Origin of the sequence: Microbacterium stercoris, assembly GCF_017592545.1 — a bacterium.
Classification (GTDB): domain Bacteria; phylum Actinomycetota; class Actinomycetes; order Actinomycetales; family Microbacteriaceae; genus Microbacterium; species Microbacterium stercoris.
The window spans coordinates 452013-465267 of the sequence record NZ_JAGFOA010000002.1; the positions used below are offsets into that span (position 1 = coordinate 452013).

Genomic DNA, 13255 nt, shown 5'->3' on the forward strand with positions numbered 1-13255 from the left:
GCGAGGTTAGGCTCACCTTACCTTGGGTGACTCGACGCATCGAAATCCACCACCGAGAGGGCGACTCCATGCCGCTTCCCCGTTCCGTCTTCACTCTGATCGCCGCCGGCGCGCTCGCGCTGGGGCTCTCCGCCTGCGCGCCCGCGGAACCCGCGGCCCCCGCCGGGGACGCCGCCGCCGCGACGGAGTCCGACGACGCCTTCCCGATCACCATCGAGCACGCGATGGGCGAGACGACGATCTCCGAGCGCCCCCTGCGCGTTGTCGCGCTCGACCCCAGCTACGTCGACGCGACGCTGCTTCTCGGCGCCGAGCTCGTCGGCTACGCCGAGTACCGCCAGGATCCCGAGAACCCGTTCGCGCCCTACCTCGGCGACGTCAGCGCGGAGACCGCGGATGCCGTCAACGTCGGCACCATCGCCGAGCCCGACCTCGAGAAGATCCTGGCGCTCGAGCCCGACCTGATCATCTCGGCGAAGGTCCGCCAGGAGGCGCTGTATCCGCAGCTCGCGAAGATCGCGCCGACGGTCTTCTCGGAGAGCACCGGGCCGACCTGGAAGGAGAACGTGGTGCTGCTCGGCACCGCGCTCGGCCTTCAGGACAAGGCAGAGGAGGCGGTGGCCGCCTACGAGGAGCGGGCGAAGGCGGTCGGCGCCGAGATCCTCGCGGCCGCGCCTGAGACCACGTACTCGCTCCTGCGGTTCGCGGGTGAGGACACCGCTCGCCTCTACTCGAGCACCTCGTACTTCGGCGAGATCATGGCGGACATGGGCATTCCCCGCCCCGCGGAGGCGCCCGACACGAACGAGACGATCTTCGTCCCGCTGTCGGCAGAGCAGATCCTGCAGGCGGATGCCTCGCTGATCGTGGTCAGCTCCTGGGAGCCCGAGGGCGCCGAGGGCGATGCGTCGCGCGCGCAGCGCGAGCAGTTCGAGTCGAACCCGCTGTGGGAGAAGCTGACGGGCGATGTGCTCCAGGTGGACGACGCGACCTTCGTCGGATCCGTGTCGATCCAGGGCGCGCACGCGGTCATCAGCGAGCTGGCCGACCACTTCGGCGTGGACCCGCTGGACTGATCCGAGCGCAGAAGGGGCGGGCCGCACCAGTGCGGCCCGCCCTCTTCGTGGGTCGCGTGACCCGATGACTCAGCGGAAGTTGATGAATCGCATGCCGCCGAATGTGTGTGAACGCTCGCGAGTGTTCGCCGCGCAAATCCACGGATCTATCGATGGGTGGGGCTGTCCGAGAGTGCCGTCGAGTGGGGATTCTGCGGACTCTGCGCGGACTTCTGCTGCCGCGCGCGGCCAGTCATGGTTGGTCCCTCGTTGTCACGACGGCGGCGTCGATCCAGGCGTCCACTTCGTCGGCGGCGTAGAGGACGGTCTTGGCCGTCGGCTTCCGGTACATCGGGCCGCGGCCCACGTCACGCAGGTACTGCAGGTGCCGCAGAGAGAACCCGTATCGCTCACGGACCTGCGCTGGCGACAGCCACTCGTGATGGAACGATCCGCGGGATCGGCTGGTGTGCTCCGCCATGCGCTCTGTCCGGGCGCTTACCGGTCTACGACCCATTCTTCGAACCATTGGAGCTCTCCGGTGGCAGGGTCCTCAATTTTGACGTTGCCGGCCCCCCGCAGGGCGTCGCTCGGGAGATCCTTGCGCAGGATCAACTCGCCATCGTCGTAGTCAGGGCCGATCGACAAATAAACGAGTTCGTTGGGACGAGTCGCTGCCAGCTCCTCGGAGTCACCAGTCATCGCTTCAGTCCCCGTCGTAGTTCAGGTCGTCACGGACCGTCACCCGCAGCTGGGTTCCTTCGGGGAGGCTGCGGGATAGGAGCTGCACGTGCAGCCGCTTGAGGCCGACCTTCAGGATCTGCGCGATCGACATGCCGTGCACGAGAAAGTTGGTCACGGGAACCTCGCCGTGCTGTGCCTCGTAGGCCACGAGAGCGGCATGGTCGGCGATGCCGGTCGTGTCGCGATCGATCGCGAAGACCTCCAAGCGGCCCGTCTCTAGGTCGGCACCCCAGAAGTCGATGCCTACGACCCAGAAGCGGTCGCGATCGAGCCCGATCAGATCGATGAGCTCCGAGGAGCCGCCTCCGTGAGTGTCGGCGGCCGCGGTTCCCTTGAAGTCTCCGTACTGGACGCTGGCCGGCCTGACCAATTCATCTGTTTCAACAGCCATGATTGTTCCTCTCGCGATTGGGATTGCGAGACTAGCGGGCACCACCGACATCGGTCGGGCGCTGGAGTTCCCAATTCCCCTACATGCTCCAATTCACCCGCGAAGAGGGGCGCCAGGACCGCGCGGGAGGTTGGCAGCGACCGGGACGCGCGGTATTTTCTGGGCGCGATCGATCTGGCGCGGCCGTACGCCGGGGCGGGGACGGCCTTGTCAGCCGGCAGGCTCCTCGCCTGCTCGCCGAGCGAGTAGGCCCTCGAGGCGGTTCTTCACAGCGAAGACGTCGTTGAGTACCTCGTCCATCAGGACCAAGGCGTCCTCGGCGTCCGCCCGCGAGATGGCGGTGCTGGCGAAGTCACCGTGGGCCATGTCGTTACCCATGAGCCGGATCGCGTGCGCAGCCTCAGCAACGAGCGGTCGGATGTGTCCCCGCTCAGCTAGTGCGTCGATCTTGTCCACTAGCCTGCCCGTCTTGATGCCCTGCTTCTTGGCGGTCGCTTCGATGACGGCCCGGGACATGAGCACGGCAGCACGGTAGGCGTCAATGCTCAGGCATCGGTAGGCCTCGTCCGCGGGTGCAGAGATCGCGGCGGGCACATCCTCGTAGGCTTTGCCAACGGGCGCGACGGGTTCCCAATACTCGATCGATCCGATGAGTACTGCAGCGATCTCCGCGGGTGTCGACGTCTCGTGCAGGCGCAGCGGGAAGGAGTGTCCGCTGGTGTCCGTCGTGAAGCCGGCGTACTGCTTGCCGCCGACGCTGAAGCGTCCGCACGCGGCGCACTGGAATGCCGCCTCCGCGCGCATGTCGTCCTCGTCAACAATTCGAGCACTGTCCTGCACGTAGTCCATGAACGTCAGGCGCTTGCAGTATGGGCAGCTCGTGTCCGTGGCCATGGGATGAACGTACATGCGGAGGCGCCATCGGGAAGACGTTGTGGCCGAGCGGATCTTCTGCGACGCTGAGCCGGCAGCGATGGCGCTCAGGCGAAGGGACGGAAAGTGACGACGTTCATGGTGGGATACGACCTGGGTAAACCTGGGCGCGACTACGACGGCCTGATCAAGTACCTCAAGAGCTTCAGCTGGTGGTGGCACCACCTGGATAGCACCTGGCTCATCGTCACAGATCAGACCGCAGCGCAGGTGAGAGACGGCGCGGGTGCGTTCCTCGACTCATCGGACAGGTTGCTCGTTGCGAAGGTCTCGTCGCCCGGAGCGTGGAGGGGTATCCCGGAGTCCGGTAGCGACTGGCTGCACAAGAACCTGTAGTGACGCCCCGCCCGCGCGCTGTCCCGTGCCGCGTGGGCGATCGAGACCAGGTGCGCGATCGGGCCCGCCGGTGGTGTGACTACCGGCGGGCCCGATCGGCAGGGAGAGCCTCGCGAACGCGAGTAACCGGTCCTCTCCCTACCCCAGGTCAGCGGCTCGCGTCAGCGGAAGTTGATGAACTGCAGGTCGATGTCCAGGTCGGCGGCCTTGAGCAGACGGATGGTCTCCTGCAGGTCGTCGCGGCTCTTGCTCGAGACACGCAGCTCGTCGCCCTGCACCTGCGACTTGACGCCCTTGGGGCCCTCGTCGCGGATGATCTTGCCGATCTTCTTCGCGTTCTCCTGCGAGATGCCGTCCTTCAGCGTGGAGACCAGCTTGTACTCCTTGCCGCTGGCGGTGGGCTCGCCCGACTCGAGGCTCTTCAGCGAGATGCCGCGCTTGATGAGCTTCGACTGGAACACGTCCAGGACGGCCTTGGCGCGGTCCTCGCTGTTGGCGGTGATGAGGATGCTCTCACCGCTCCACTGGATGTCCGATCCGGTGCCCTTGAAGTCGTAGCGCTGCTCGACCTCCTTGCGCGCCTGGTTGAGGGCGTTGTCCGCCTCCTGCTTGTCGACCTTGGAAACGACGTCGAAAGAGCTGTCAGCCATGGCGCAAGCCTAGTCTTGTGCCATGCGTGCGCTCACAGAGGCAGAACTGCGCTCCTCGTTCGTGAACAGCGAGAAGACCGATTCGACGGTCATCGCCCTGCCGCACGACTTCCTCCTCACCGAGTGGGATCACCTCGACTTCCTGGCATGGATGGATCCGCGCACCAAGAGCCGCGGCTACATCCTCATGGAGGTCGACGGCGCTCCCGTCGGCGTGGTGCTGCGCGCGGCCGACGGCTCGTCGCACGCCCGGTCGGCGTTCTGCAACATCTGCCGCACGCTGCAGCCCGGCAACCAGGTGACTCTGTTCAGCGCCCGCAGGGCCGGTCCGGCGGGCGAGCACGGCGACAGCGTCGGCACCTACATGTGCGCCGACCTGTCGTGCCACGAGAACGTGCGGCTGGCCATGCCGCTCGCGCCGAACGAGTACCGCGGCAGCGTCGACCTGAAGATCGACGGCACCAAGCGACGCACGCTCGAGTTCGTCCAGCGGGTGCTCGCCGGCTGACGGATCCGCGTGGCGCGCCCGGCGACTCGGGCCGATTTCCACGGATCGGAGAGAGCGGGTACGATAAACACTCGCGTCTCCGGTTGGCTGGATAAGTCGGTCGGGTGCGCCCCTGGCAGGTTGCCCGAGCGGCCAATGGGATCTGACTGTAAATCAGACGCGAAAGCTTCGGGGGTTCGAATCCCTCACCTGCCACCGCACGAAACGAAGCCCCCCGGAGAGATCCGGGGGGCTTCGTCGTTCTCGCCGGGCTCGGGCGCGCGGGTAGCGTGGAGGCCATGACCGCGACCCCGCTCGAGCTGCAGGACCTCGCCATCGAGATCGCCCGGGAGGCCGGCGAGCTGGCCCGCCGTCGACGTCGCGAGGGCGTGTCGATCGCCGCCTCGAAGTCGACGATCGCCGACATCGTCACCGAGGCCGATCGCGAGGTGGAGGAGCTCATCCGCACCCGCCTCGCCGCCGCCCGACCCGACGACGGCTTCCTCGGCGAAGAGTCGGGTGGAGACAACGGCACCTCGGGGATCACCTGGGTCGTCGATCCGATCGACGGCACGGTCAACTACGCCTTCGGCATGCCGTCGTACGCCGTGAGCATCGCCGCCGTCGAGGGATCGCGGGATCCGGGGGAGTGGCGGGCGCTCGCGGGCGTGGTGTCGGCCCCGATGCTCGGCGAGACGTTCCGCGCCGCGCTCGGCGAAGGCGCCTGGCTCGACGACGAGCGTATGCAGGTCACGACCGATGCCCCGGCCGGTGCCCTGCTGGCCACCGGCCTCGGCTACGACAAGAACACTCACGCCGGCGACATCGAGACGCTCACGCGCGTGATGCCGCTCGCCCGCGACATCCGCCGCATCGGGGCCGCGTCGCTCGACCTGGCCTTCGTGGCGGCCGGACGCCTGGACGGCTACTTCGAACGCGGCCTCAAGCCCTGGGACATCGCGGCCGGACGCCTCCTGGTCGACGAGGCCGGTGGCCGCACCGGTTGGTTCGAGCCGGACGCCTTCGGCCGGTCGCTGGCGATCGTGGCGGGGCCCGCTCTCTTCGAGGAGTTGCACCGTACGATCCTGGGATGACCGCCGGGTGAACGGCGTTGGACCGCCGAGATCGTCGGGTGTCTCGGTTACCGGGAGAATTACGGATGGCGCTCTCAGGCGGGAACCGTTATCGTTTATCCAATCGTTACCAGCCACCCGAGGCTGATCCCGAAGCAAGCTTGCGCCGACCCCCCTGGTTCACCCGCGGCGCTGACCCGAAAGTTTCTCTGTGCCCTACGACGTCCCCTCGGCTGAGCCCGCGCCCACGCGTCGCTCTCGCCGCGTCGAAGCAGCGCGCCCCGTGAGCGAGGCGCCGCTGACGCGGCGAGAGCGCCGCATTCGCGACACTCAGAACATCCCCTTCCCCGCGGCCGCCGTGCCGATCGCCGACCTGGTGATCGCCGAGGCGCTGCTGAGCACTCCCGCTCCCGTGCCGGTTCCCGCCGTGATCGGCGACTCCGTGACCACGGTCGCCGAGGCTCCCGCGCTGGTCGAGTCCGCGGTTGAGACGCCTGCCCCGGTCGAGCAGGAGCCGGCTTTCGAGGCTGAGCCCCTTGTCGAGGCGGCAGCGGCGGAGCAGCCCGCGGCCGAGGAGTCTGACGCCGAGCAGCCCGAGGCCGAGCAGCCCGACGCTGAGGCGGGGGAGCCCGAGGCGGAGCCCGTCGATCTCTTCGCCGAGGCGGCCCGCGCGCTCAACTTCACGGGCGAGACGCCCGTCTTCCCCTCCGAGCCTCGCGCGGAGAGCATGTCGGCTCGCCTTCACGGTGCCGCGCACATGGCCCCGCGCCGCGGTCCGTCGGCTTTCCGACGCGTCGCGACCGTCGCGGCATCGATCAGCGCCTTCGGCATCGTCGGACTGCTTGCGGTGGGCATGACCACGCCGATCTCGGCGCTCGCCTCCACCGAGCAGACCGAGGCGAAGCTGAGCTCCGCTCAGGTCTCGGCGATCGATGAGGTCCACGACGAGATCCAGGCCTTCGTCGCCCCGGCCGACGCCGCCGGCACGGCCATCACGGCCTCGAGCGGCTACGACACCACCACGTTCGCCGAGGTCGCCGCGGCCACCGGCATCAACACCGCCAACGCGGTGTACCAGAACGACCCGACGGCCGACATCCAGTGGCCGATCGTGCTCGGCACCAGCAAGTCGTACGGCTTCGGCTCGCGCTGGGGTCGCCTCCACGAGGGCATCGACTTCACGCCGGGCGCGGGCGCCCCGATCCAGGCGATCGCCGCGGGCACGGTGCGCATCGGCGCCTACGGCGCGTACGGCAACAACGTCTACATCGACCACGTGATCGACGGCAAGAAGATCACGAGCCACTACGCGCACATGGAGAACGGCTCGGTGGCGGTCGTCAACGGCCAGCACGTCGAGGTCGGCGATGTGCTGGGCAAGGTCGGCAACACGGGCCGGTCGTTCGGCGCGCACCTGCACTTCGAGCTGCGCGACGCCGGCGGGCGCTCGTTCGACCCGATGCCGTGGCTGCAGCAGAACGCCGGGCGGCACTACGACACCGAGGGTGGCGCCCAGGTGGCCTCCGTCGAGTGATGACGCGCGCGGGAGTCGGCTCGGTTCGATCCCCCGCGCCGAGGATGATATCCTCGTCTAGTTGCCCGCGAGCGGGTGACATGCCCCGATAGCTCAGTGGCAGAGCACTTCCATGGTAAGGAAGGGGTCGTCAGTTCAATCCTGACTCGGGGCTCTTTGCATCTTGGCGACCAGGATGCGATGGCAGGGTAGCTCAGTTGGTGAGAGCGCACGACTCATAATCGTGAGGTCGCGGGTTCAAGCCCCGCTCCTGCTACAGATCGAAAGCCCTCGGATTCGTCCGAGGGCTTTTTCGTGCCCCGATCACCCCGTGACTCCGCTCCTGCCAACCCGTCCGTAGGAGCCTTCCGTAGTGTCTGCGGGCCCGGGGGTCAAGCGGTGGCGCCTCCCCGGGCCTGTCCCGCACGCTGGGACGATGAGCGCCCACAGCACCGAGCACCCATCCGACGGCCCCGCAGACGGCCCCGCCGACAGCACCGCAGACGGCACCCGCCTCCGGCGGGGGATCACGGGCCTCCTGCTGTTCGTCTTCATCCTCGGCGACGTGCTCGGCGCGGGCATCTACGCGCTGATGGGCGTGCTGGCGGGCGAGGTGGGCGGCCTGCTCTGGGCGCCGATGCTGCTCGCGCTTCTGCTGGCCCTGCTGACGGCGGGATCGTACGCCGAGCTGGTGACGAAGTACCCCAAGGCCGGTGGCGCGGCGGTCTTCGCCGAGCGCGCCTTCCGCAGCCCGGTGGTGTCGTTCCTGATCGGCTTCTGCATGCTGGCAGCCGGCGTCGTGAGCGCGGCGGGCCTCGCGCTCGCGTTCGCCGGCGACTACCTCGGAACGTTCTTCGACGTGCCGGCGGCGCCCGTGGCGATCCTGTTCCTGGCCGTCGTGGGCGCGCTGAACGCGCGCGGCATCCGCGAGTCGATGGGCGCGAACCTCGTGATGACCGTGATCGAGCTCAGCGGCCTGGTGATCGTCATCGCGGTCGTCGGCATCTTCGCCGCGGGTGGCGGAGGCGAGCTGTCGCGGGTGCTGGAGGCACCGGCCGAGACGAGCGTTCCGATCGCCGTGCTGAGCGGCGCCATCATCGCCTACTACTCGTTCGTCGGCTTCGAGACCTCGGCCAACGTCATCGAGGAGGTGCGCAATCCGCGCCGCTCGTACCCGCGGGCCCTGTTCGGCGCGCTGGCGGTGGCGGGTGCGGTGTACATCCTCGTGGGTCTCGCCAGCGCGATCGCGCTGCCGGCCGACGAGCTGACCGGATCGACCGCTCCGCTTCTCGACGTGGTCAAGGCCTCCGGGGTGGCGGTTCCGGCCTGGCTCTTCAGCCTGATCGCGCTCATCGCCGTCGCGAACGGCGCGCTGCTGACCATGATCATGGCGAGCCGCCTCACCTACGGCATGGCCGACAGCGGCCTGCTTCCCTCGGTCTTCGCGAAGGTGCTGCCGAACCGCCGCACCCCGTGGGCGGCGATCATCGCGACGACCGTCGTCGCCATGGCGCTCACCCTGATCGGCGACCTCGCCCTGCTCGCCGAGACGGTGGTGCTCCTCCTGCTGTTCGTCTTCCTCAGCGCGAACGTCTCGGTGCTCGTGCTGCGTCGAGACCGCGTGGAGCGCGACCACTACCGCGTCTGGACCTTCGTGCCCGTGCTGGGCATCGCATCCTGCATCCTGCTGCTCACCCAGCAGCGCGGGATCGTGTGGCTGTTCGGCGCCGGTCTGCTCCTTCTCGGCGTCGTGCTGCACCTCGTCGCACGCGGCTCTCGATCACGTCGACGCGATCACCGAGCATCAGCAGAAGCCAGTGCGCCGCACGAGCCTCGCTGAATCGCCGGTACGCATAGCGCCGGATCTTCCCCGACAGTCCGTGCAGCGGCGCGACGGTTCCGAACACGGGCGTGAGGCGGGCATGTTCCACCGAGCGCTCGCGGGGGTGCTTTTCAGGCTGCTGAGGGGGCAGCTCCCAGTGCGCCCCCGTCTCGTTCGGCGCGAAGCGGAGCTTCGGCGTGGAGGGGCGGTCTGCGGGGTCGAGATCGGCGCCCCAGCCGGGGATGCGCGCGCGCAGCTCGTCGGCCGACCAGTGGCGGGGGTCCTGTGCGGTGTACGGCATGACTTCTCCTTCTGCTGATTCAGATGCCGGACGGCACGATCACGGGCTTGATGCAGCCATCGAGCTTGTCTGAGAACACGTGGTACCCCTCCGCGATGTCGTCGAGCGCGAACCGGTGGGTGATCACGTCGCGGGGCACGATGTGGCCAGCTCGGATGTGCTCGAGCAGCCGCGGCCACTGGCGCTTGACCGGACACTGGTTCATCCGCAGCGTGAGCCCCTTGTTCATGGCGTCGCCGAACTTGACCAAGGAGAACATGGGCCCGTAGGCGCCGACGACGCCGATGGTGCCGCCCTTGCGCACGGAATCGATGGCCCAGTTCAGCGCGATGGGCGATCCGCCCTGCACCTTGAGCTTCGTGGCCGTGAAGTGCTGCAGCCGGTTGCCGTCCGCCTCCGCGCCGACCGCATCGATGGCCACGTCGGCGCCGAGGTGGTCGGTGGCCTTCTTCAGCGCCACGACGACGTCGCGGTGATGGCCGAAGTTCATCGTCTCGGCGTGCGCGAACTCGCGCGCCTTGGCCAGACGCTCCTCCACCCGGTCGACGACGATCACGCGACCCGCGCCCATCAGCCATGCCGACTTCGCGGCGAACAGGCCGATGGGGCCGGCGCCGAAGACCACAACCGTGTCGCCCTCCGTGATGTCGCCGAGCTGCGCGCCGAAATAGCCCGTGGGCAGCGCGTCCGTCAGCATCAGCGCGTCCTCCTCGTCGAGCCAGTCGGGGATCACACTCGGCCCGACATCCGCGAACGGCACGCGCACGTACTCGGCCTGGCCGCCGTCGTACCCGCCGCACGTGTGCGAGTAGCCGTAGATGCCGCCGACCGCCGTGGCGTTCGGGTTGACGTTGTGGCAGTTGGAGGGAAGTCCCCGGGCGCAGAACCAGCAGGATCCGCACGCGATGTTGAACGGCACCATCACGCGGTCGCCCACCTGCAGGTTCTGCACGGACGACCCGATCTGCTCGACGATGCCGATGAACTCGTGCCCGAAGGTCGTCCCCACGCGGGTGTCGGGCATCATCCCGTGGAACAGGTGCAGATCGGATCCGCAGATCGCCGCGCGGGTGACCCGCACGATCGCATCGTTGGGATGCTCGATGCGCGGGATGTCCTTCTCCTGGACGTCGACCCGGTACGGGGCCTGGTACACCATCGCCTTCATCGTGTCTCCTCGCTCATGCCCTCCACGCTCCGCTCCCGCAGCGCTGCAGGGGAGCCCCTTGTCGAATCCGGCCGCGTGGTGCAGAGTGCGAGCCCTGCCTGCACGCTCGGCACGGCCTGGTGCGGGGGCGAGCCGGTTTCCCCCTGTTCCGGTAGGAAATCGGCGGCGCGCGAGGCGCCGGATCCGCTCACCTGCGTTGTGTAGGGTGGGCCGGTGATCGATGCCCTCCGAGCCCGCGGACCGCGCGCGATCCTGACTTTCGTCGGCATCGGACTGCTCGCAGGCTTCCTCTCCGGACTGTTCGGCGTCGGAGGCGGCACCGTCATCGTCCCGGTGCTCGTGATGCTCGCGGGCTTCACGCAGCGGCTGGCCGCCGGCACCTCGTCGGCAGCGATCATCCCCGTGGCCGCGGTGGGCGTGATCTCCTATGCCGTGCACGGGGACGTGGACTGGACCGCTGCGCTGCTGATCGCCGCCGGCGCCGTGGTCGGAGCGCAGTTCGGCACGATGCTGCTGCACCGCCTGTCCGAGCCGCTCCTGCGCTGGATCTTCGTGGGCTTCCTGATCGTCGTTATGGCGAGCCTCTTCTTCGTCATCCCCTCGCGCGATGCCGAGATCCACATCGATCTGCTCTCGGGGATCGGCCTCGTTGTGCTGGGGCTCGTCACGGGCGTCGCCTCGGGCCTGATCGGCGTGGGCGGCGGCATCATCGTCGTGCCGGTGCTGATCCTGCTCTTCGGGGCGAGCGATCTCGTCGCCAAGGGCACCTCGCTGCTGATGATGATCCCGACCACGATCTCGGGCACGCTGGGAAACATCCGGCACAAGAACGTCGACCTCACCGCCGGAATCACCGTCGGCGCAGCCGCCTGCATCACCACGCCCCTCGGCGCGCTGGTGGCGGGCGCCGTCGACCCCCTCGTGGCGAACGTCCTGTTCGTGGTGTTCCTCGCCGCGCTCACGGTGCAGATGACGCAGCGCGCCCTCCGCGCGAGCCGTGATCGGCGTCGCGGAAGGGACTGACCCGCGAGCTGCCTCCGGGTGCAGGATGGGAGCATCCGGCACCACAGGCAGGAGATCCTGATGTCTCGCACCCCCGTCACCGTGACCGTCACCGGCGCGGCAGGCCAGATCGCGTACGCCCTGCTGTTCCGCATCGCTGCGGGCGACATGCTCGGCCCGGATCAGCCCGTGCGTCTGCGCCTGCTCGAGATCCCGCAGGCGGTCGGCGCCGCCGAGGGCACCGCCATGGAGCTCGACGACGGCGCCTTCCCGCTGCTCGCAGGCATCGACATCACGGACGACGCCGCGGTCGCGTTCGACGGCACGAACATCGCGCTGCTCGTCGGTGCACGGCCGCGCGGACCCGGCATGGAGCGCGGCGACCTGCTCGAGGCGAACGGCGGCATCTTCGGTCCCCAGGGGGCCGCGATCCAGGCGGGAGCCGCCGACGACGTGCGTGTGCTGGTGGTGGGCAATCCGGCCAACACCAACGCCCTCATCGCGCAGCGCAACGCGCCCGATGTCCCCGCCGGGCGCTTCACCGCGATGACGCGCCTCGACCACAACCGCGCGCTCAGCCGTCTGTCGGCGCACATCGAGACCCCGGTGTCCGACCTGGCCCGCGTCACGATCTGGGGCAACCACTCCGCGACCCAGTACCCGGATCTCACGCACGCGCTCGCGAACGGGACGCCCGTGATCAACCGGGTGGATCGATCCTGGATCGAGCAGGAGTTCATTCCGGGCGTCGCCCGCCGCGGCGCCGCGATCATCGAGGCCCGAGGGGCGTCGTCGGCGGCCTCGGCCGCGAGCGCGGCGATCGACCACGTGCGGGACTGGGTGCAGGGAACGCCGCCGAACGACTGGACGTCGGTCGCGCTGCCCTCCGACGGGTCGTACGGGGTGCCCGAGGGGCTGGTGTCGTCGTTCCCGGTCACGTCGTCTGGCGGCGAGTGGCGCATCGTGCCCGACCTCGAGATCGACGCGTTCTCGCGCGAGCGCATCGACGCCTCGGTGGCCGAGCTCGCGGAGGAGCGCGCGGCCGTCGAGCAGCTCGGGCTCATCTGAGCGCGCCGGAGGTGGTCAGGAACCGCCGCGCGCGGACGCTGCCGGGCGGCGGTTCCTGACCGGGAGAGCCGGATCAGTCGGTCAGCGTGCGGAGGAAGCCCCGCACGTTCTCGCCGAGGCGGCGGATGCGCTCGGTGCGAGCCGCCTCGCGGTCGAAACCGGTGTAGGCCAGCGGCGGCAGCTTGCGCACCACGGCCGAGCAGCCGAAGTTGGCGCACACCAGCGTGCCGACGGTGTCGCCCTTGCGGCCGGCGGCGCCGGCCTTGCGCGCCGCGAAGAACTGCACGTCGTTCGTGAGCGTCACATCGTCGCACCAGGAGCACTGTGCGCGGCTGCCGGTGCGCTTCTCGCCCTGCTGCAGGAAGACGCCCGCGACGGATCCGTCCTCCTGCTCGACGACGACGTAGGCGCGCTTGGGGAACTTCGGATCGACCCAGCCGAGGTAGGTCAGGTCGTCCCAGTTCAGCTCGTCGAAGCCGGCGGGCAGGGAGAGGTCGCTGACCTCCTTGCGGGAGGCGTTGAGGAAGGATGCGCGGATGGCGCGCTCGGTGAGGGGAAGCATGAGGTGTCCTTGATGAATGTGAGTGAACGCTCGGCGCCCGCGGATCGCGGGGGAGCGGAAGAAGGGAGGATGCGCGTACGCGCGTCAGCTCCTGCCGGCGCGGAAAGCGCCGACGACCTCCTTCGCGCCGGGAAGCGCTCTCGAGACACA

Annotated in this window: 14 protein-coding genes and 3 tRNA genes; 11 read left to right on the forward strand and 6 right to left on the reverse strand. The window is 68.8% G+C overall.

Annotated features, from left to right (window positions below; translation table 11 throughout):
- The first annotated feature begins 68 nt into the window (after positions 1 to 68).
- Positions 69 to 1076, forward strand: a complete 1008-nt coding sequence (locus tag J5V96_RS06270) for an ABC transporter substrate-binding protein (RefSeq protein WP_208501799.1) — start codon at positions 69 to 71, stop codon at positions 1074 to 1076.
- A 232-nt stretch (positions 1077 to 1308) separates the two neighbouring features.
- Here J5V96_RS06270 and J5V96_RS06275 read toward each other — a convergent pair whose 3' ends face one another.
- The 3 genes from J5V96_RS06275 to J5V96_RS06285 form a co-directional block, all read right to left on the reverse strand.
- Positions 1309 to 1536, reverse strand: a complete 228-nt coding sequence (locus J5V96_RS06275) for a helix-turn-helix transcriptional regulator (RefSeq protein ID WP_208501801.1) — start codon at positions 1534 to 1536, stop codon at positions 1309 to 1311.
- 225 nt (positions 1537 to 1761) lie between these two features.
- Positions 1762 to 2190 (reverse strand): hypothetical protein, encoded by a 429-nt coding sequence (locus J5V96_RS06280; RefSeq protein WP_208501802.1) that lies wholly within the window; start codon positions 2188 to 2190, stop codon positions 1762 to 1764.
- Positions 2191 to 2400: 210 nt separating this feature from the next.
- Positions 2401 to 3084, reverse strand: a complete 684-nt coding sequence (locus J5V96_RS06285; RefSeq protein ID WP_208501804.1) for a DUF4145 domain-containing protein — start codon at positions 3082 to 3084, stop codon at positions 2401 to 2403.
- 105 nt (positions 3085 to 3189) lie between these two features.
- On the opposite strand from J5V96_RS06285, the gene J5V96_RS06290 reads away from it, so the two are divergent.
- A complete protein-coding gene (locus tag J5V96_RS06290; RefSeq protein ID WP_208501806.1) occupies positions 3190 to 3459 on the forward strand; it encodes a hypothetical protein in 270 nt (89 codons plus the stop codon).
- 161 nt (positions 3460 to 3620) lie between these two features.
- On the opposite strand, the gene J5V96_RS06295 is transcribed toward J5V96_RS06290, so the two are convergent.
- Complete coding sequence (locus J5V96_RS06295) at positions 3621 to 4109, reverse strand: YajQ family cyclic di-GMP-binding protein (RefSeq protein ID WP_208501808.1); 489 nt, start codon at positions 4107 to 4109, stop codon at positions 3621 to 3623.
- 22 nt (positions 4110 to 4131) lie between these two features.
- On the opposite strand from J5V96_RS06295, the gene J5V96_RS06300 reads away from it, so the two are divergent.
- The 7 genes from J5V96_RS06300 (at position 4132) to J5V96_RS06330 (ending at position 9022) form a co-directional block, all read left to right on the forward strand.
- Entirely contained in the window at positions 4132 to 4617 is a 486-nt protein-coding gene (locus J5V96_RS06300; protein ID WP_208501810.1) for an FBP domain-containing protein, read from the forward strand.
- 114 nt (positions 4618 to 4731) lie between these two features.
- Positions 4732 to 4812, forward strand: a tRNA-Tyr gene (locus J5V96_RS06305).
- Between the two features lie 83 nt (positions 4813 to 4895).
- Positions 4896 to 5690, forward strand: a complete 795-nt coding sequence (locus tag J5V96_RS06310; RefSeq protein ID WP_208501812.1) for an inositol monophosphatase family protein — start codon at positions 4896 to 4898, stop codon at positions 5688 to 5690.
- 262 nt (positions 5691 to 5952) lie between these two features.
- Positions 5953 to 7203 carry a M23 family metallopeptidase gene (locus tag J5V96_RS17380; protein WP_208501814.1) on the forward strand — a complete coding sequence of 417 codons (1251 nt, stop codon included), beginning with the start codon at positions 5953 to 5955 and terminating at the stop codon, positions 7201 to 7203.
- A gap of 82 nt (positions 7204 to 7285) precedes the next feature.
- Positions 7286 to 7357, forward strand: a tRNA-Thr gene (locus J5V96_RS06320).
- 28 nt (positions 7358 to 7385) lie between these two features.
- Positions 7386 to 7459 (forward strand) — tRNA-Met (locus J5V96_RS06325).
- A gap of 159 nt (positions 7460 to 7618) precedes the next feature.
- Positions 7619 to 9022: an APC family permease gene (locus J5V96_RS06330; RefSeq protein ID WP_208501816.1), complete on the forward strand. Its 1404-nt coding sequence runs from the start codon at positions 7619 to 7621 to the stop codon at positions 9020 to 9022.
- 302 nt (positions 9023 to 9324) lie between these two features.
- Here J5V96_RS06330 and J5V96_RS06335 read toward each other — a convergent pair whose 3' ends face one another.
- Positions 9325 to 10473, reverse strand: a complete 1149-nt coding sequence (locus tag J5V96_RS06335) for a zinc-dependent alcohol dehydrogenase (RefSeq protein WP_208501818.1) — start codon at positions 10471 to 10473, stop codon at positions 9325 to 9327.
- A gap of 213 nt (positions 10474 to 10686) precedes the next feature.
- Here J5V96_RS06335 and J5V96_RS06340 point away from each other — a divergent pair, with 213 nt between their 5' ends.
- Positions 10687 to 11496 (forward strand): sulfite exporter TauE/SafE family protein, encoded by an 810-nt coding sequence (locus tag J5V96_RS06340; protein ID WP_208501820.1) that lies wholly within the window; start codon positions 10687 to 10689, stop codon positions 11494 to 11496.
- A gap of 60 nt (positions 11497 to 11556) precedes the next feature.
- Positions 11557 to 12543 carry a malate dehydrogenase gene (locus J5V96_RS06345; protein WP_208501822.1) on the forward strand — a complete coding sequence of 329 codons (987 nt, stop codon included), beginning with the start codon at positions 11557 to 11559 and terminating at the stop codon, positions 12541 to 12543.
- Between the two features lie 73 nt (positions 12544 to 12616).
- On the opposite strand, the gene J5V96_RS06350 is transcribed toward J5V96_RS06345, so the two are convergent.
- Positions 12617 to 13105 (reverse strand): FBP domain-containing protein, encoded by a 489-nt coding sequence (locus J5V96_RS06350; RefSeq protein ID WP_208501824.1) that lies wholly within the window; start codon positions 13103 to 13105, stop codon positions 12617 to 12619.
- Positions 13106 to 13255 lie beyond the last annotated feature (150 nt).